The sequence below is a fragment of the uncultured Microscilla sp. genome, from assembly GCF_947493425.1.
GTDB lineage: Bacteria > Bacteroidota > Bacteroidia > Cytophagales > Microscillaceae > Microscilla.
Genome location: NZ_CANLRP010000069.1, coordinates 21,340 through 41,241, shown reverse-complemented (window position 1 = coordinate 41,241; position 19,902 = coordinate 21,340). Strand labels below are relative to the sequence as shown.

The window sequence follows — 19,902 nt, the reverse complement described above, 5'->3', positions numbered from 1 at the left end:
TTGGCAGGTGAGTATACCATTTGCCAAGAGTCGGATACGAGTTATCAGGTATTTTATAAAAACTACTTGCTTAAAAGGCTCACATACCCTAATAAATGGGCGTTTTCGAGTAAACAATTAATACAAAACAGATGGGGTACCTTTATAGTAAACAATGCTGCAGGAGATATACATTTATTACACAAGAAAGGGGTAACTGAAATATTCAATTTATCACGTTTTCCAAAGTTTTTACCTGATAGTGCGTTGAGCAAGGTTTATTTCAAACACTTTCAGAATAGTATTGGCTATAATGAGTTTAAAACAATGTTTGGTAAATTTAGCTCAACATTGTTTTCGGTAGAGTTTCATGGAAAATACCTGGTAGTGCTGGTGAATAGATCAACTGACCCAATGTTTGCAAAGTATCAGACCAAAGAGTTGTTGGTATTGAACAGGGAAACCAAACAATTGGAAGAAATACCCAAAAACTGGCACAAACTATTGACTATTAGGTAGTGCATACATTACAATATAGAATTAGACACCAAAACGACCTGGAAAACTTTGCCGAAGCCTTTGCCTTGTATATGACCGAATCTAAAACCCTTGAACTATTGAGCCCCCATGTATACCAATATTTCAAGAACCATTACCCTAAATCTAAGTCCGATGATTAGAAACATGCTATTATACCTCGCATTCATTGGGACATGCGCGGCGTGTGCCATTCGCCCAACCGCCCCCGCCCTCTTGTTATGCCATCGCTACTTTTTATGGCAAAGACGGTTTGATCAACCGCCAAGGCGAATGGGTGGTTGAGCCTATGTATGATTATTTGTATTTTTACAGTGACAAACTATTGAAAGCTTATGCACAAACTGGGGGTAAACAGAAAACCTACTTGATTGACTTTAAAGGCAAGGTAATATACAGCATCCCCGATACATTGAGTGTAAGCACAATGAATCATCACAGGCTATTAAAAGCTCGAATAGTCTTGCCTGAGTTTAGGTTTAAAGAGTTTGGCTGTATTAATGCCAAAGGCAAATGGGTGATTGCCCCCCCAATACGATGCTATGGGCGATTTTTCGGAGGGGCTTGTGGCAGTCAAGCGCCAAGGCAAGTGGGGGTTTGTCAATGCCCAAGGCAAAGAAGTGATTGCCCTTAGTTACCAAGCAGTAGAGGAATTTGTCAATGGCTTGGCAATGGTAAAAAAGGAGGGTTTGTATGGGGGCATCAACCGCCAAGGTGGTTGGGAGATACCCCCTCAACACATAGGGTATTTTGTCAATGGCTTGGCAATTGCCCACAAGGCAAGTGGGTAGTGCCCAACCGCTACCTTGGCATAAGCCCCCAACGGGTGCAGGGGCGGTTGGTGGCGAAAGATACCACGGGCAAGTGGGGCGTTATGACTGAGGCAGGGCAATGGGTACTCAAGCCCCAATACGAATATGTGCAACTATTGGGGGCAAACCGCGCTGCTGTATGGCAATTTACTCACCCCCGCAGAACTGCCCTACACTTTGGGCGTAAGCGTACCTTGGTGGCATTGCCATCAGGCAAAATTGTTTTACCCCTTGCCAGAGAATATTTTTTGCAATCCTTTGATCACCACGGGCTTGCCAAAATACTGGGAAAAAGCTTCCAGCATTGGTATAGAATGAACAAGTCAATTCGTGATGAAAACGACATACCTTGGGATTATAGCCATTTGCTATACTTTGATAAATTCTCAAGAGGGGTGCATGGGTTGATAGATACCATGGGCAAAATGACGATTGCCACCAAGTATGATGAAATAGGGGAGTTTAGGGAAGGGTTAGCCGCAGCGCAAAAAAAGCCCAGAGATAGATACAGTTTTATTAAACCAGATGGCAGTGTTGCTATACAAGGTAACTTTATCATTGCTTCCCATTTTCAACAGGGTTGGGCAAGGGTGTTAGCCCCTGCCGACTCGCTTACTTTTATACAAAAGAAAAATGGCAAGTTAGTACTTACACCTGCTTCTATTTCTGACCTCGAAAGCGATCGCTGGGGTTTTATCAACAAAAAAGGCGAGTGGATGATCAAGCCCAGGTTTGAAGAAGTCTCTGATTTTTATTGCATTGAGAAGTAAAGCGCCCCCATGTATACCAATACTTCTGGGGTACCTTTATAGTAAACAATGCCGCAGGAGAGATACATTTATTACACAAGAAAGGGGTAAGTGAAACCATTTTTGTTTAAGTTTAAAATCATCCTTCTCCTCGCTTTATGTCTCCACAACCGAGTTTACGAGTTAAAATAAAGCGCCCAATATTGCCTCCAACCATCGACTAGCCCCACCTATCTAAGGACTAACCGCTTACGGCTTGCTTACCACCCGTCTTCATAAATAACTAATAATCAATTATTTAATTATATTTGTATACCTCATATAATGACCAAGTAGAGAGGTTGTATAGTTGCTTTTCTCGATTTCGACACAAACCATTCTTTGTTTTGTATAAATCCAATTCGCCAGTTTAATATTTTACCAATTTATTTTTTACAGTTTAAAAAAATTACACAATGACTCATTTTAAAATCAACGCTGCTTTATCAGTAACTACACCTAAACACTACTTTTTAGCCTGTCTTTACTTGGGTATCACCGACCCTTAGGAATGGTGAGAAATTAAATTACCATTCTTGAGGTAGAGGTTTTGTTTTGAGACGAGGCTATTTTTTGCGCCCATAGCAGCGCTACGGGCAATAAAAATAACGAAGTATCAAGGCGAAAAATCACCCCTTAGAGTGTAAATTTATTTTTGAACAATTCCTTAGGCAGGCGCCATCATCAACTAATTTGAGATGCACACTCTCCGAAAAATAAACGGAGGAATTGAAAAAATCACTACAGCTTAACTTAACCCATTAATAATGAATCACCATAAAATATTACACGCCTATTGGTTCTGGTTTCTGGCCTTTATGCTGGCCGGAAGCGGACCCCTGCACGCACAAAAAGAATATGGCATCTTAAAAATGCATGCCGTTAATTACGCCACTTATTTTAATACTGGCATTGAGTTGCCCCAAGTACTCGCCCAAGGCAATGAGGGCGAAGCTTCTCTGGAGTTTTGGATGCGCTCTACTTTTAGTGACAACCGTTGGGAATTGACCGATATGTTGCCCGATGACCAGTCGCTTTCGCTAAAAATGACTGCAGGCAATCAACTGCATTTGAGCATTGGTAGCCAAAGCCAAAGCATTACCCTCAACGATGCCGTGACTAACCAACCATTGGTACAGTCGGGCGCCTGGCATCATGTCATGCTTACCATTCAATCGTTGAGTGGGCAATCGCGCATTTTCAGAATCTATATCAACGGCACCAAGCGGGGCGAGCTATTGATGAACTTGCCCAACGTTGCTCACCGTCCTTTGTTTTTTTACCGGGACAAAAACAGCAGTCACTCACTGGAAATAGCAGAAATACGTGCCTGGAACACCACCCGAACCGATAGAGAGGTGGCGCAAAACTGGCTCCGTAGCTTTGCCAAAGACGAGTTGAACCTGTCTGAGGTGACTTACCAGGGGTTGCATACCTTGTTGGGCGACCATAGCAAGGCACAAGAAATAAACTCGGTGGTTTTCTCAGAGCTCAAAACCATACTTTGGGACAACTCTGTGCCGGGAGCCCAAAACATGGGCAAAGGCGTGGGCAGTTATACCAAAGGGAGCACTACCCACGCGTTGATTGAGGTGCGCAATAATATTGAGCATCCCATTCTCAAAAATGAGACTATTTATCTCACTGCCTCTAAAGGGGCTTATGCCAGCGAAGTGGTGCTTAACTGGCCACACGTCAAGGGTGCCACCCAATACACCATCTATAAAAACGACGTTGCCTTTAGCGAAAGGTTGATCGATGCGTCTAACAAAGCCGTGGGTGACCCCATGACTTTTTCTATCAATACCAACCTGCTACCAGGGCAAATTGACCAATACAAGGTACAAGTATCGCAAGGGAGCATAAGCGGGGCACAAGGCACCGACTATGGCTTTATTTTCCATAACGGAAGCATTGCGGGCAAGGTACAATCGTCGAGTGGCGTGGGTACCCCAGAGGTAGCCGTTACTTTTGGTGCTTCTACCCTACCTGGACACGCCATGCAGTTTGGCGCAGGCAGTCAGCCATTGACCATTCGCAATGCCGATGTGTTTAAAAACAATGGTTCGGCGCGTGACTTTATGGTAGAGTTTTGGTACCAGGGCAGCGGGGGTAACAATACCGTTTTTGCCTTGGGCAACCTCAAAATACAAATGCTGGGCAATGGCAGTATCAAGGCGCTCAACCAACACGGTCAAGAGTATATCAGTTTTAGCAGCCCTGCCGTTACCGACGGACAATGGCACCATTATGCGGTAGTTTTTTCACAAAGTGGAGGCGCTATTTATGTAGATGGGGGCAAAGAGGTAGACGGCACCGATGCTCAGAAAATACAAATGGCCAATGTAAGCAATACCACTGCCTACAGCTACAGTAACATTGGGTTGTTGAACAACTTTAGCCTCAATGCCCAGGCGGGAGCTGCCTATGCTTTGGATGAACTCAGGATATGGGATGCGGACAAAGTGAATGTAACCCAATTGGACAACTCGGTGCGTCAAGAAACCACCGCTGAGTTTAACGCCCGCCTTACGGCACAAATAGGCAAGTATAAGCCTTATGTTATTCAAAGCGACGAAAATAATAAACTGTTGTTGTATTACCGCTTTGACCTCAACACCCAAGATGCCGCCTACAATCAGGCAGCCACCACCAAAGGGGATTATATCGCCGAAAGTGCCCAAACTTTGACGCGTGTTGCCAATTGCCCCACGCTCAAGTATGCGACTTATACCAATACGGCGGGCATATATGACATGCGTGAGATCAATTATGGCAGTGGTTCGGTTACGCTGACTATAGACCCCGAAAAAAATAACCATACGTTTAACCCTACTACCCAGGTACGCACCCTGAAAAGCAGCACTACGGTGGGCGACTATAGCAAAACAGGGATAGACTTTACCGACGAGTCTCAGTTTAGCCTGACTGGGTATGTGTATTACAAAGAAGGCGATACGGAGTATCCGGTGCCTGCCGGACAAGCTTTTGAGTTTGCTTCGGGGCGTACGCCGGGAGAAGTAGATTTTCAGCAAATCAATGGTTCAGACGGGCAACCCAAGGCAACCGATAACTTTGGACAGTTTTCGTTGAGCTTGCCCATTGGCTTTCAGAATTTCAGGGTAAAAAATCCTTATCAATCACGATCGTTGGGTGCCCAAAGTCTTAAGTTTGACGGAACCAACGACTTTGCCAAATCAGAAGGAGCCTTTGCTGTCTCTACTCAAGGGCTTACCTGGTCGGGTTGGGTCAAGCGAGGTAGTTTTAGCGGCGCCATTCCTGCCTTGCAAACCATTATGCAAATAGGCAATATAAGGTTGGTCTTGCGAGACAATACTTACCTGGCTTTGTACAAGGGCAACGCATCGTTGGCAGAGGTACCCTTTGCCGGAAGCACCGATTGGCAGTTTTTTGGATTTACTTATGACCAAAGCACCCAAACATTGTATTTATATGCCAGCACTACTACAGCTCAAACCGCCAGTACTACCCTGCCCGCCAGCGATTTAGGCGGAAGCCTTTACTTGGGGGCAAGGTCTGAGGGTAGCACCCAAAGCGAGTTTTTGAAGGGTAACCTGCACTTGATAGAGCTACGCCATACCAATTATAGCCCTGCCTTGCTAAACAACCTGCGCACGGGTAGTTACATAAAAAATGATGTACAGCAATTAAAGGCGTCTTACTTGTTCAATGAAGATACCAAAAGCCTGCGGGCGGTGAGTTCGGCAGCGGGTAGTCAGTCACTTTCGTTGAATTTGTTACACAACCCCAGCGATGAAACCACCATGCCTCAGTACGATGCAGCTATCGTAAACCCTTATACTCGTCAGTATAGGTATGAGTATAGCGCGCAGGGGGCTTACGCCAACGAGGAAAAGATTGCCTTGAATGTAGACGCACCCAAATCGGGGCAAAAGTTTTATAACAATACCCGTTATGGCATTACTGGAAATATTATTATTCCTTGCAACAATAGCATAGGTTTGTGGAATGTAAAACTGGAGCGTACCGATATTACTACCCCAGCATTTAGCAAAGAGTTTACGACGACCTCCACAGTAAAAGCAGCGGATATATTTAATACTGCGGGTACTGTATTTTCAGTAGATGGTTTGTTGCCAGGGGTGTATAAGCTTACGCTGACCAATCAGGCAGACAACAACATTGTAAAAACCCGCTTTGGTATAGACATTACCAAAGGTTGGGCAAATGTAGACATAGAATATCGCAGTCCACTGCAGGTAGCCGCCAGCATAGTGCAGTTATTGGGCAAAGACGTCAACAAAGTACCTGAATGGAAAAGCTTTGACCAAACATTGCCCGCCAATTACTGTAGCGACAAGCAAAATTATATTCTGGAGCAACAGCAACAGTATCAGGTGCGCCTAGAGTTTTTTGAAAACTACAGTGGCAACAAATGCTATGTGACAAACACCAAATACTATGTAGCAGGCGATTTACAACTCAACCACGGGCAATTGGCTTCGCAAACTGTGGGCAGTTCTTCCAGCAAGCCTTTTACTTCGGAAAGTGGCATAGACACCGTCATTGTATGGTCTAATTACCCCAACTTTTTGAAAGACCCTGGTAATGATCCGGCAAAAAACTACAGCCGTACGCTGGAGATCAACGCCACCGAACGCAGTGCATCTGCCAGCCTGCGCGCCTGGATCACGGGGACAGTACAGGACGAAAACCAAAACTTTACTCTTACTTACCCCAATGTACAACAAGTATTGTATGACCCACCCGGCGATGGCAGTAATATTAAGTGGTCTTCGGGTTCTACCCTGAACAGTTCAGTGTCTATCTCGAACAACATTAGCGGAAAAGCGGCTACCAAAATTACTACTGGAACCAAACACTCGGCATATATGGGTGCCTGGGCAGGTTTTGGTGGCGGAGTGGTTGCCTTGTATGAGTCGTCTACCGGAAGCGTAACCGCCGGCGGAAAAATAGGCACCAGCCATAGTGTAAAAATAGGCAACTCTAGCAGTTACTCGCTCAGCTTCGACAAAAGCATTAGTACCTCCAGCGGCATCAGCCCATTGCCAGGTGCCCAAAGCGACGTATTTATTGGTACCAGTGATGTGGTATACATTGGCTCAGGAAATACAGTGAGCGTAGATGGGTGTACTGCCACTGCCAATAAAGAGGATGCAACGGCTTCTACCGAGCCAGGGGCGTCGTTTCAATACTCGCGCTGGACTATTGAAAATACCTTGTTGCCCAACCTCGATAACCTGATCGCATCGTTGCGGGGCAAATTGGCTGACCCTACGGCTGAAACCCAAAAGCGTGAAAATTTATCGGTAAGTGACCGGGGCAAGGTAGATACGATTAAGAATTACCTTCAGGACATTGAGCGATGGAAGACTATTTTGGCGGAAGCCACCACCCAACGCCAAAAAGTAAAAGATGGGCAAAACAATACGACCTTTAGCATGAGCAATAATGCAGGTACCAAGAGTTTGCCAAGTAACCATATCACTTTTGGCGGAGGGGGAACTTCTACCAATTATACCATTGGCGAGAACGAATCTACTACCAACAAAGTGAGTCATAGCCATAGCCTGGACCTGACCAAATATTTTAATACCAACCTGACCATATTTGGGTTTAAGCTCAACCTCGAAATAGAGCTCAACCTGGGTTATGAGTTTAGCCGCGACCAGGAAGGGGGCAGTGGCAGTGGTAGCTCTATCAGTATTCATCTAAGCGACAACGAAGCCGAAGACAGCTTTGACGCTGTGTTTCGTCGCGACCCCAAGTATCCTACTCCAGTAATTATTGCCAATGCCGGGCAATCTATGTGCCCTATAGAGCCCAATACAGTGGCGCGCCAAGGGGTAGAAATAGTGAGCGCCAATGCCATTGGCTGGGCTGACCTGACGGGTGAAGCAGTGTTTGACGTAACCATACGCAACACCCAAAAAGCCAACGAAGCAGTAAACGCTGGATTTGCCAAAACCTATAAGCTCAAAGTGCCTTCGGCTGATTTGCCTTCGGGTGCTTCGGTACGGGTAGAGGGCTTGGGCAATTTGTTGATTCCACGTACATATACCCTTGAACCGGGGGAGTCTAAAACCCTAAAAATATACATCAAACGGGCTGAAACTACTTCTCCTACTGAGTTTACCAATATTCCGCTTACTTTTTACTCGGCGTGCGATGAGGGTGTGCTTGATTTTTATGAAGGCGAAAAAGTATCGGACGGACAAGGTGGTTATACTTATGTAAAAGGCGAAGACAAGCGCGCAGCTTTGTACAACTCCGATGGGTCGGAATATGTGCGCTTGCGTGATGTGGTAAAGCTGACCGCAAAATTTCATGCGCCTTGTGCGGGCAGTATGGCGGTAGCCGCCCCTGTAGCCAATTGGGTAGTAAACAGCACTGCCAATAATTTGCTCAAGTTCAGGTTCAAGGCAGTCACGCCACACACTACTTTTGAGAAAGTACGCCTGGAGTTTGCCTTGCCCAACTCTAATACTATTCAGTTTGCCAAAGATGTAAAAATCAGTGATTTGGGCAACACAGACAGTCAGGGATATTATACCTACGATTTAGATGTGTCGGCAATTGGGGCAGACCAGGCATATAGAGTGCGGGTGGTACCAGTATGTGGCAGCGAAACCGAAGGCTGGCAAACCAACACTCCCAGTGAGTGGATCAACGGCGCTATTGCCCGCAAAGTACCATTGATTACCGGGGTAACCCCTGCCAATGGAGCTACCACACAAGTGGCAAGCTTTAGTGCTACTTACGATGCCGTATTAGACGCCCAGGGAGCCAATCCACTGAATGTATCTCTGCGAGGTATTTTGGGAGGCAATACCTATGTGCCTACTTCAGCTTGGTTCGACCAGGTAGCAGACCAAATCACGGTGCCCGATCAGTCGGCACTAGACTTGGCAGATTCTTATACGGTGGAGTTTTGGGTAAAGCCAAGCCGCATGCATAGCACCACCTTGCCTACGCCTATTATAGAAAAAGGCAGCAATATGTATATTTCTTTTATTCAAGGGAATAAAATATACGCAGGGCAAGCAGATGTCATCTCTACCCAAACTCTGGGCACGGATGGCTGGACTCATGTAGCGGTGGTATTTGTAAAAGGTAGCAGTACTCACACCCTGAAAATATACCTCAATGGAATGCTCAACAAAACCGTATCGGCAGGGATCAATGCTTTTACAACCAACAACGACCCACTGACTATAGGCAAAGCCAGCGCAGGACAGGGTTTTAAAGGAGGCTTGGACGAAGTACGTATCTGGAACAAAGCCTTAGATGCAGCCGATATTCGCACCCACATGAACAAACGTTTGTTGGGTACCGAAAACGGCCTACAGGCGTATTATGTGCTAGACAATAATGCTCTAGACGGAGAAGCCATTCGCGACTATACGGCAAAAACCCGAAGTACTACTCAAACCGGGCTTTCGTTTGTGACGAAGCAACAAGCAGCTCCTTTAGAAATAGCCACCATTGTTCAGGATATTCCGGTAACGGTGACTACCTCTTCGGCTAAAGACAAGCTCATTATTCAACCCAAGAGCGACTACCCCAGCGAGTTGTTGGAAGGGGCACTGCTTACGGCTACCATTTTCGACAATGCCATCAAAGATGAGTATGGCAACCCAGCAGTGGGTAAGTCCTGGACGTTTAGGGTAGACGGCAACTATGTGAGCTGGAACAAAGGCAACCACACCGTGGCACAAACCACAGGCAATAGTAGTTCGTTTGGCTTGACCTTGAAAAACGACAATGCGTCGGAGGTGCAATACCAACTGACTGAAATACCTATGTGGCTCAAAGTGACTAACAATGCTTCGCAAAGCAATGGCTCCTATATTTTACCGTCGGGCAACAGCCACCCGATGACTTTTGAGACGGCAGCCTGGCTAAGTGCAGGCACTTACAATGGTCAAGTAAAAGCTAAAATTTCGCAGGGAGCCACCTTGTTAGGGTATGAGACAGTAGACATCAAGGTAATTGTAAGTTGTGATGTTTCTTACCTCAGCCTGGCTCCTACTAGTTTTGCCCACCAAATGAGTGCTACTTTTTCTTTGCAAAAAAATGGGCAGGCTTACGCCGACGCTCAGGGTAAAACAGTGTTGGTAAGAAACAGCGCGGGCACGCTGGTAGGCAAAGGCATAGTACAGTTGGTAGGAAGCGACGCCATCGCAAGCCTCAATATTTATTCTAATACTACTACTGACACTTACACGGCGTATTTATGGGACGATACAGCTTGCCAGGAAAACCCTATAGGCACGGGCAACTTTGCCAGTGGCGGTAGTGTAAACCAAACCCTGGATGTAGGCTACCAGGGCAAAGCCCAATATACGGTCAAGTTGAGCGTAGCGGGCTACCACTGGATGAGTTTCCGGGTAAGCGATGCAGCTGGTGGTTCAAGCCTCTTGCTCAGTCAAATTACCGGGTTTGGCGCAGGCGATGTGATCTCGGAACACGGCACCAACGCCAGCAAATCGGCGGTATACAATGGGGCTGCCTGGTCGGGTTCGCTTACGGCATTGAATACCGCTAAGTCTTATCAGGTGCAAGTACAAGCGCCTCGTACTTTACAGTTAAACGGCTATGTGGTAGACGCCAGCCAAAGCATTGCCTTGACCGCAAGCGCCAACCAAGGCAACGATGGCGACAACAACCCGTTGGGTTATACCCGCACCGATGCCATTACCATTACTCAGGCATTGGGGCGCATGACACCAGATGCCAGCATAGGCGATGTGATTACTTCGCGTACAGGCAGTGCCCAGTACATTATGGTAGATGGGGTAGGTACTTGGGTAGGTTCGCTCACCCATCTGATTCCTAACCAGGGGTACAAAATAAAAGTAGCCCAAAATTCCAGCATTCGTTACGCCAGTGTTGGCACCAGCAGCAATGCCCGCATAAGGTCGGTAATGCCTGCCCCCAACAAGCAAGTGTGGCAAAACGCGGCTCAGTTGAAACTAGAGGTAAACCCTTATGCTTATGCCTTTGCTCACCACATCACTGGGATATTGCAACAAAGAGGCAAAGCAATTGAAAATGAGTCCGATTACTTGATTGTAGCGTATGCCAACAACGAAGTACGTGGGGTGGCGGTGCCCCAGCAAATAGCTGGTAAGTGGTATTATTTTATGACCGCTTACGGTCACCAAGAAGGCGAAAAGCTGGATTTTAGACTGGTCAATAAAGCCAATGGCGAAGCGTATGCTTTGAGCAATACTTTATCGGTACAGTCGGCACAGATGGAAGGCAAAGTAGCCAAACCTTATGTATTCCGTTTGGCGCAAAACCTGCAAGCGGCTCAGGTGGCACCTGCCAATGGTTTGAAACTGTACCAAAACCACCCCAACCCGATGAAGGGGCAAACGGCAATTACTTATGTAATACCCAAAGAGGGTAAAGTAAGCCTGACCATTAGCAATGCCTTGGGGCAACAGGTGGCTACTTTGGTAAACGAAGCCCAAACTGCTGGAAAACATCAAGTAATCTGGCAAGGCAGAACAAAGCAAGGTGGAACCCTTGCCAAAGGGGTGTATTTCTATACTTTGAAAACGCCCTGGGGTACACTTACCAAGCGTTTGACGATTCAATAAATTGTAAGCAGTTAGCTACAAGCTACTTGTAGCTAACTGCTAATTATAAATATAGCGATCAGTAAATCCTTTACTCTAACTACAACTCTCCTGTTAGCGCTACGGATTACCGATTGATTGCTCTTAACTAAATTCACAATGAAGAAATTGATAAAAAAAATATACATCGGATTGGCAGCTACTGCTATTGTTACTTGCCTTAACACAAATGCTGGATTTGCTCAAGCCCAACCCAGTGGCTCAAGTGTGCATTGGATGAACCACAATTCAAGAATTGTGATTCGTGCCAATAGTGATGGCTCAAATCACGACGAAGGAATACAGTTTGCTGCAGGGGGTGGCAGTGGTAGCAGTTTGCCTTATCGACAAATTATGCGCTTGAGATACAATGGGAATGTGGGGATTGGCACTGACAACCCAGGAGAAAGGCTTCATGTAGAAGGGCGTATGCGCATTGGGGGTTCTAATGCTGGATTATGGGTAGAAGCTGGCACTCACGACTGGTTTATGGGGCGTAATAGCAGCACTGGCTCTTCGTTGAGGTTTTATAACAATGGTGATAAAATGATCTTGAGCGCTGACGGACGTCTGAGCTTGGGTATTAGCTCGGCTACGACAAGCAATAGCTCGGCAAAGCTTACCGTAAAATCAGGAGATATTCATTTGGAAGGTGGCGCCTTTAGCAGCCACGGCACACTCAACTTTCGCCCTGATACCGACAATAGCGGAGACGATGCCATTGTATTTAAAAATAATGCCGAGGCAGAAACCATGCGTATTCATACTAATGACAATGTAGGCATTGGCACCAATAACCCCCAAGCCAAACTACACGTAAATGGCACTGCTAAATTAGCGGGTACTTTGACAGGTACATCAGCCAACTTCAGTAGTAACCTTACAGGAACTACCGCTAATTTTAGCAGCAATGTACAAGCCAATAGCCTCACCCTCAACGTGGGTTCTTTTCCTGATTATGTTTTTGCCAAAAGTTATGACTTAATGCCGCTTGAGCAGGTAGAGGCTTATATCAAGACAAACCATCACTTGCCCAAAGTACCCAAGGCGGCTAAGGTAGAGAAAGAAGGCATGAACGTGGCACAGATCAATGTATTGTTGATGGAAAAGGTAGAGGAATTAACTTTACATACCATTACCCAACACAAACAGATCAAAGGTTTGCAACAACAAAACCAGGAGCTATTGAAAAGACTGGAAAGGTTGGAGAAATTGCTCCAAAAGAATTAGGAATAAACGCTAATCTTGTAGCTAAAGACTTGCTACTGCTTTACTTAACCCAAAATATCTATTACAATGAAAAAGTTATTCATCAATATTACTACCTGCTTATTGCTTTTTTTATTTTCTGGAGTTTTTACACTTCAGGCACAAACAGGTACTTTTTGGAAAATTTACCTTTCCAGTAGCAATGGTGCCAATGATAGCCAAGCCTATTTTGCGGGACAACCTAACGGGTTTTACTTATATAACCTTAAGTCATACAACTCTAGCACACACGAATTTTCGGGCTTGTATTCGGAGGGGTATACCATCAGAGCGGGCGGTGACTGGAACTTTAGCCAAAGAGTGCGGCTCAATGGCAGCAATGCAGGCTTGTGGATAGAAGCTGGCACAAATGACTGGTTTGTAGGACGTAATAGCAGTACTGGTTCTTCGCTAAGGTTTTATAACAACGGCGACCAGATGACCCTGAGTGCCGACGGGCGGTTGAGCTTAGGCATTGGTACTGCCACGGCAAGCAATAGCTTGGCAAAGTTCACTGTAAAGTCAGGAGATATTCATTTGGAAGGCGGCGCTTTTAGTAGTCATGGTACACTCAACTTTCGCCCCGATACTGATAACACTGGTGACGATGCCATTGTGTTTAAAAATAATGCCGAAGCAGAAACCATGCGTATTCATACCAACAACAATGTGGGCATTGGCACGAGCAACCCTTTGGCAAAACTGCACGTGAATGGCACTGCTAGATTAGCAGGTGCTTTGACAGGTACTTCGGCTAATTTTAGTGGCAGGGTACAAGCCAACAGCCTTACCCTCAACGTGGGTTCTTTTCCTGATTATGTGTTTGCCAAAAACTATGATTTGATGCCACTTGAGCAAGTAGAGGCTTATATCAATGCAAACCACCACTTGCCCAAAGTACCCAAGGCGGCAAAGGTAGAGAAAGAAGGGATGAACGTGGCACAAATTAATGTGTTGTTGGTAGAAAAAGTAGAGGAGCTTACCTTGCACTTGATTGAACAAAACAAGCAAATGAAACAAATGCAGCAGAAAATGCAGGCATTAGAAAAGAAGGTTCAAAATTTAAAGAAATAAACTAAAAGAAAAATCAAACCAATGAAACGATATTTAATTTGTATGGCTTGGCTTTGCCTGTTAGTAAGCACCACTTATGCCCAAAGCGATTATACTACTTATCAGCTCACTTTTCGCCAAGGCAACAAAATAGTGACAATACAACCAGACTTTGCAACAGCAGGTACCAGTAGCAATGCGCGAACTGATAAGAACGACCAAAGCCAGTTTTTTATTTTTAAACGCCAAGGCGATGGCACATTACTGATTGCCTCGGCAGCAGCTCCCGATAAGTTTTTGAAACGCAATGGCAACACACTAAGCTTTGCTGCTTATAACGATGGCCAAAAAACAAACTATCTGTGGCAACTCAAGGCTACCCAAAGCAACACTACCCCTGGCATAAACACCAGTGATGGAGCCAAGCTGCTTGCTTTGTTGGTTGACCCGGCAAATACCAGCCAAGTGCTTACTTTGCAAAGTAATGGATCGTTGACAATGAGTACTGTAAACTACAGTTTGTCGGATGACCCTTACCGCATATATATCGGTAAAAAACTGGTACCAGGAAAGTTTTAGAATGATAGTCGACAGTTTTCTGTCGATGAACCATTGTATTAGCGGTTTTATGATTTCCCTTTTTTCTCTGAGTATTTGCTTTGGGGAGAAAAGGGATTTTTTTGTGTGACAGGCGATCGATAGCTCTGGACTTGCCTATCTTTGGTTTAGGATTACCCTCCAATTGCTCTTTATTTTCTGGGGCTGATTTGGTTTTGAGTCTTCTCCCCCCCCCTTCTTGTCCTTCGACTTTGACAATAGGGGGTTTGTATTGAAGGATTTTCTTTTTATTTAGTTGTTATGTAACTATAAATTATGTTAAGTAAAATACTAAGTAACCCAAGATTTTTTAAACGCTTGGTTTGAGCAACTACTTATCTGATACACAGTTTTTTTTAAGACGGCTTATTTGATGAGCTCAAAAACTTGCCAATGACTACTGCCATTACAAATACGGTGTAAAAGTGACCAATCAAAGCCACAATAATGACTAGCTTTTGAGACAGTTCGGAGGTAGGGGTAATGTCACCATAGCCAATGGTTAGAAGCGTGATAAAACTAAAATATAGGTAATCTGCATACTCTTTATTGACTGCAGTGCTGGTAAAAGCCTCTGATGAGCGATCCATAGTAAAAAACACAATGCTTGCCAAAACACCTAGCAATATATAGCCACAAAATGCTGCACTGATCATTTCCAGCCCTACCGCCTGTTGCTTTTGTAAAGCCTTGAGTATTTCATAACTAATTAAAGCAAAGTAAATGATATAAATTAAGGCAAACCCAAGCGACCCATCATAACCAATAAGGGGGATTAACCGGGTAATGATGGTGACCAAAAATACCACGCCAACCAATCGTTTTATTTTAATGGATTCATGGATAAAAAGAATGAAACTAAAAGCAATATTTTGTACCAATAAAATGGTTTGTACCAGGTTTTTATCCTGAATAGGCAGAAACAAATCTCCGAATATAAGTATTAAAAAGCTACCCAGAAAAACCGAAAAACGGCGATTGTACAGGTTATCTAACATTTTGCAAAAACTCTTATTCCATCATTTTTTCGTCAAAAACATATCCATCATATTTCACTTGGTATAAAATACTATACAAAGACGGAATAAAAAGAAGAGTAATTACCGTCCCAAAGAGTAATCCCACCATAATGGTTACCGCCATTGGTTCCCAGGTGGCGCCTCCCCCCAGATACAAAGGGATAAGACCGAGTACAGTAGTAAAAGTGGCCAACAAAATGGGTCTAAATCGTTGCAAGCAAGCCATAATTACTGCGTCTTGGGGTGCTCTTTTAAGCTCATTTTCTTCAATCTCAATTCTATCAATCAAAACAATGGCATTGTTAATCACAATTCCAGCCAAAGAAATCATCCCTAGAAAAGCCATAAAACCAAACGGGGTTCCAAAAACAAAAAGTCCCACTACCATCCCAATTGCCCCTAGCGGAATCGTACAAACGATCATAAACATTTTTCGGAATGAGTTGAATTGAATAATCAACAACATCATAATGATGAAGCCTGACAACGGCAAGTACTTAGCAACTGCTCCCATATTCTCCGCAGTACTTTCGGCTTCTCCTCCTAAGCTGTACGAGTAATCATCTCCCCATTTCTTTGCCTGAGTTTTCAACCAGGGCGTTATTTGAGCCATAATAGCCGAAGCATTTCCATCTTCAGTCAATTGGCTCGATATTACAATGGTTCGCACCAAATTTAGTCTTTTAATCTTAGAATATTGCCACTGAGGTACAATACGCGCTACTTGTAAAAATGGAACACTCCTGCCTGAATTTTGAGAGTAAATATTCAGTCCCATCAATTTAGTAAGCGTTTGTTCTTTGCTGTCTCCCCCTTTCATTATAATAGGAATTGACTTATCAGCTTCCCGATACTCTCCCGCCTTGAAACCATCTAATACTGTTTGCAACGAAACCGCAATATCCTGGTTGCTCACCCCAGCACTCTGAGCTTTGTTCTGGTCTATTTCTACAATGAACTTTTTCCCTTTGGGTCCCCAGTCATCTTTAATATTTTTGGTTCCCTTTATCTTAAATAGTTCAGCTTTGATGGCATTAGAAATCCCTGATAATTTATTTGGGTCATTGCCTGATACTTTAATCTCAACAGGTGCCCCTCCTCCTGCCGAACCTAAACGCCCAATTTTTATCTCTGCATTAGGAAAACTATTAAAACAAAAAGCATCTAACTTACTGATTAATTCCCCATTGGCTTCAAATGACGAGGTATTGACCAGTATATGAGCGTAATTTGAATTAGCTTCATCGGCACTGTAGCCCAAGTCATAAGATGATGGCCCTTCGCCTATAAAAGAAGCCCAACTTATGACTCCTTCGAGGCGCCCCTTGTTAACCTTTAGCTTTTGCTGCATGTACTGCTCTATTTCAGTTACAACTTTGTTAGTGGCTTCTATTTTGGTGCCTTCCGGAAGATTTACATCAATCGTAATCATGTTTCGGTCACTATCAGGGAAAAACAAAAATGACAGAAATCCAAAACCAACGATCGACAAAACAAACAATGCTACAATAGACAAAATAACCATTCGTTTCCAAGCCAGGGCTTTTAGAATTAGGTTTTTGTAATACCTTTTAAGCGTATTGATAGTTCTGTCAAGAAAACTTTGCTTATTGCTGCTTCCCTTTTTTACCTTCAAAAAAAACACCGATAATAAAGTAATAATACTCAAAGAAAGCACCCAAGAAGAAAGCAACGCAATGCTAATCACTACAAAGAGTGGCCCCATAATATCTCCCATTACCGATTCAGCCAAGTAAAAAGATAAAAATGCTGCGGAGGTAGTCAATGTTGAAATGAGGAGGGGCACAAATAGTTCACTACATGAGTCGATAGCGGCTTTCTTTATATCTATTCCTTGCTCTACTTTTACCATAATCGACTCTGCCACTACTATTCCATTGTCTACCATCATCCCCAACGCCATGATCAACGCAGCCAAGGTAATCTGATTAAGTCCTACTCCAATCAACCCCATAATTAGCAACGTAGTAACGGTTACAAATGGAATTAAACTGGCAATGACCAAACCTGTTCTAAGGCCTAAAAAGATCAACATTACTACCAAAACAATTACAATCGCCTGGATAAGATTACTTACAAAGTCGCCAATTTTTGCACTAATGTAGGTATCGAGTGAAGATACTCGAAAGACTTCTAGTCCAACAGGTAACTTGCTTTGCCATTTCTTAAGGACTTGATCTACTTCTTCTCCAAGTTTGATAACATTTGCTCCTTTTTTCAAAGAAATATGTAACGAAAGGGCATTCAGTCCATTGATTTTTACCACTTGCTTTGGCGGGTCAATATAGCCCCTTTTTACTACTGTAATATCTTCTAAAGGAACTACCTGCCCAGCTTCCCCAATGGGGATTAACATTTTTTTAATGGCAGATATATTGTTAAAATTACCTGTAGGCTCGAGAACAATTCTTTCTTCTTCTACTGATATTTCTCCCCCAGAATTCAAAATATTGGTATTTCCAATGATTCCTTGTAATCTACTGGCGGTTAATCCATAGCTTTTGAGCCGGGTATTGTCAAATTCTATAAAAATACGTTCTTCTTGCTCACCGTTAATTTCCACCTTAGCAGCATCTTTTAACCTAATCAAGTTATTTCGTAAGTGATCGGCATGTTTTTTCATTTCGGCATAAGAAAACCCATCGCTGGTAAGACCAATCGCAATCCCAAACACTTCACCTAGTCCGTCATCTTTGAGGTGAGGGCGCACGCGTTCTGGTAGTCCTTGAACATTGCTTAGTTTCCTCCTTAGCCGATCCCATACAGGCTGCAATTCTTGTGGCTTTACTTCCATTCTTAGCTCCACCTGAACCACTGATAGACCAGTACGTGAAGTACTTTTAACCAATTTAAGTTCTGGTAATTCCTGGGCTACTTTTTCAATTTTATCGGTGACCAACTCCTCTACCCTCTTGGGGCTGGCACCAGGAAACACTGACACAACAGAAGCCACCCTGATGGTATAAGGGGGCATACTGTCCCGGGGTAGAGACTGATACATCAACAACCCTGTAATTACTATGATACCCAGTATGCTTAAAACTATTCGATTTCTTTCAATTGAAAATTTTGTAAGATTCATGGCTAAGTATATAGAGTTATTGAAGTTTTACTTTTTGTCCATCCAACAAAGTTTGCAGACCAGCTGTAGCAATGAGTTCACCTTGAGAAAGCCCTGTTTTAATCTCAAAGCCATCTGAAGAAATCTCTCCTATGACTACTTTTCTTTTTTTGACAACCCCCACCTTGCCATCTTTAGAGGTGACTACAAACACAAAGTTTCCATTTCCATCTTCTCCTACCGCCTTCACCGGAACTACTACCTTGTGCTTTTCTTCCTTTTGTTTTTTTCCAAATTTAAAAGTAACATCGGCTGCCATGCCTGGTCTGATGGTACTCACTGGGGCTATTACATCTATTTTGACTTTGTAGGTAGCCGCTCCTTTATCAGTGATTTGGGCTACTTCCACCACACTACCTTTAAAAGTTTTTTTGTCTAAAGATGAAAAAGACAAATCTACTTCCATTTCAGTAGTAATCTTATTAATCAAGTTTTCAGGAATGCCTACTTCTATTTGCATGCCATCTCCTGCATTGAGGGTAGCAAACTGATGCCCCGGTTGTACACTCTCCCCTACATCACCATCAACCCCGGCAATTACCCCGCTCTGAGGGGCATAAATAAATCCATACTTGGTTTGGGTTGCCTGAATGCTTTGATTTCGTTTGGCAGATTCGTATTGAGCCAAGGCATTTTGGTAAGCGTTTCGCGCTGCCTGATACTCTTTGAGTGAAGCACTATTTTTTTCATAAAGTGTCTTTACTCTATCGAGTTCACTTTTGGCAGTGTTCATTCCCGACAGTGCACTATTGACTGAAGTAGCCGATTTTTCCAATGCAAGACGGGCTTCTACGTTGTCTAGTCTGGCAATCAAATCACCTTTTTTCACTCGATTTCCTACTTTTGCTTTTACTTCGGTAATGATGCCCCCCGCTCGGAAGCTTAGCACCACCTCGCCTGCTGCTTTGGCTATGCCGCTAAATGTTCTTATTTTTTCCCCACTGTAAATGCCTACTTTTTTGTATTTAACAGGGCGCAGTACTTCTACTTTTTTTTCTTCCTTACCTCCACAAGCATTGAGGCATAAAAAAATCAAAACAACCAAGGAACAACGAATGATTCCTGTCATATTTTTGATGTAAGTTCTCATGAATAGCT

General features: G+C 43.9%; 12 protein-coding genes. 9 read left to right on the top strand and 3 right to left on the bottom strand.

Annotated elements, in window-relative coordinates; all coding sequences use genetic code 11:
* The 9 genes from Q0954_RS17680 to Q0954_RS17645 form a co-directional block, all read left to right on the top strand.
* Positions 1-498: hypothetical protein (locus tag Q0954_RS17680; RefSeq protein WP_299458828.1), on the top strand; the 498-nt coding region annotated here is incomplete at its 5' end.
* A complete protein-coding gene (locus tag Q0954_RS17675; protein ID WP_299458827.1) occupies positions 498-659 on the top strand; it encodes a hypothetical protein in 162 nt (53 codons plus the stop codon). The genes Q0954_RS17680 and Q0954_RS17675, both read left to right, overlap by 1 nt.
* Positions 660-703: 44 nt before the next feature.
* Positions 704-1,150 (top strand): WG repeat-containing protein, encoded by a 447-nt coding sequence (locus Q0954_RS35080; RefSeq protein WP_366916750.1) that lies wholly within the window; start codon positions 704-706, stop codon positions 1,148-1,150.
* A complete protein-coding gene (locus Q0954_RS17670) occupies positions 1,038-1,307 on the top strand; it encodes a WG repeat-containing protein (protein WP_299458826.1) in 270 nt (89 codons plus the stop codon). The genes Q0954_RS35080 and Q0954_RS17670 overlap by 113 nt, the downstream gene beginning before the upstream one ends.
* Positions 1,307-2,098, top strand: a complete 792-nt coding sequence (locus Q0954_RS17665; RefSeq protein ID WP_299458825.1) for a WG repeat-containing protein — start codon at positions 1,307-1,309, stop codon at positions 2,096-2,098. The genes Q0954_RS17670 and Q0954_RS17665 overlap by 1 nt, the downstream gene beginning before the upstream one ends.
* A 785-nt stretch (positions 2,099-2,883) precedes the next feature.
* Positions 2,884-11,727, top strand: a complete 8,844-nt coding sequence (locus tag Q0954_RS17660; protein ID WP_299458824.1) for a LamG-like jellyroll fold domain-containing protein — start codon at positions 2,884-2,886, stop codon at positions 11,725-11,727.
* Between the two features lie 138 nt (positions 11,728-11,865).
* A complete protein-coding gene (locus tag Q0954_RS17655; RefSeq protein WP_299458823.1) occupies positions 11,866-12,975 on the top strand; it encodes a hypothetical protein in 1,110 nt (369 codons plus the stop codon).
* A gap of 66 nt (positions 12,976-13,041) precedes the next feature.
* Positions 13,042-14,067: a hypothetical protein gene (locus Q0954_RS17650; protein WP_299458822.1), complete on the top strand. Its 1,026-nt coding sequence runs from the start codon at positions 13,042-13,044 to the stop codon at positions 14,065-14,067.
* Between the two features lie 21 nt (positions 14,068-14,088).
* On the top strand, positions 14,089-14,625 hold the full coding sequence (locus Q0954_RS17645) for a hypothetical protein (protein ID WP_299458821.1): 537 nt from the start codon (positions 14,089-14,091) through the stop codon (positions 14,623-14,625).
* A gap of 374 nt (positions 14,626-14,999) precedes the next feature.
* On the opposite strand, the gene Q0954_RS17640 is transcribed toward Q0954_RS17645, so the two are convergent.
* From Q0954_RS17640 to Q0954_RS17630, 3 genes are read right to left on the bottom strand one after another with little or no spacing between them, the layout of a single operon-like run.
* Positions 15,000-15,641: a potassium channel family protein gene (locus Q0954_RS17640; RefSeq protein WP_299458820.1), complete on the bottom strand. Its 642-nt coding sequence runs from the start codon at positions 15,639-15,641 to the stop codon at positions 15,000-15,002.
* 13 nt (positions 15,642-15,654) lie between these two features.
* Entirely contained in the window at positions 15,655-18,765 is a 3,111-nt protein-coding gene (locus Q0954_RS17635) for an efflux RND transporter permease subunit (protein WP_299458819.1), read from the bottom strand.
* A gap of 16 nt (positions 18,766-18,781) precedes the next feature.
* Positions 18,782-19,894 carry an efflux RND transporter periplasmic adaptor subunit gene (locus Q0954_RS17630; protein ID WP_299458818.1) on the bottom strand — a complete coding sequence of 371 codons (1,113 nt, stop codon included), beginning with the start codon at positions 19,892-19,894 and terminating at the stop codon, positions 18,782-18,784.
* Positions 19,895-19,902 lie beyond the last annotated feature (8 nt).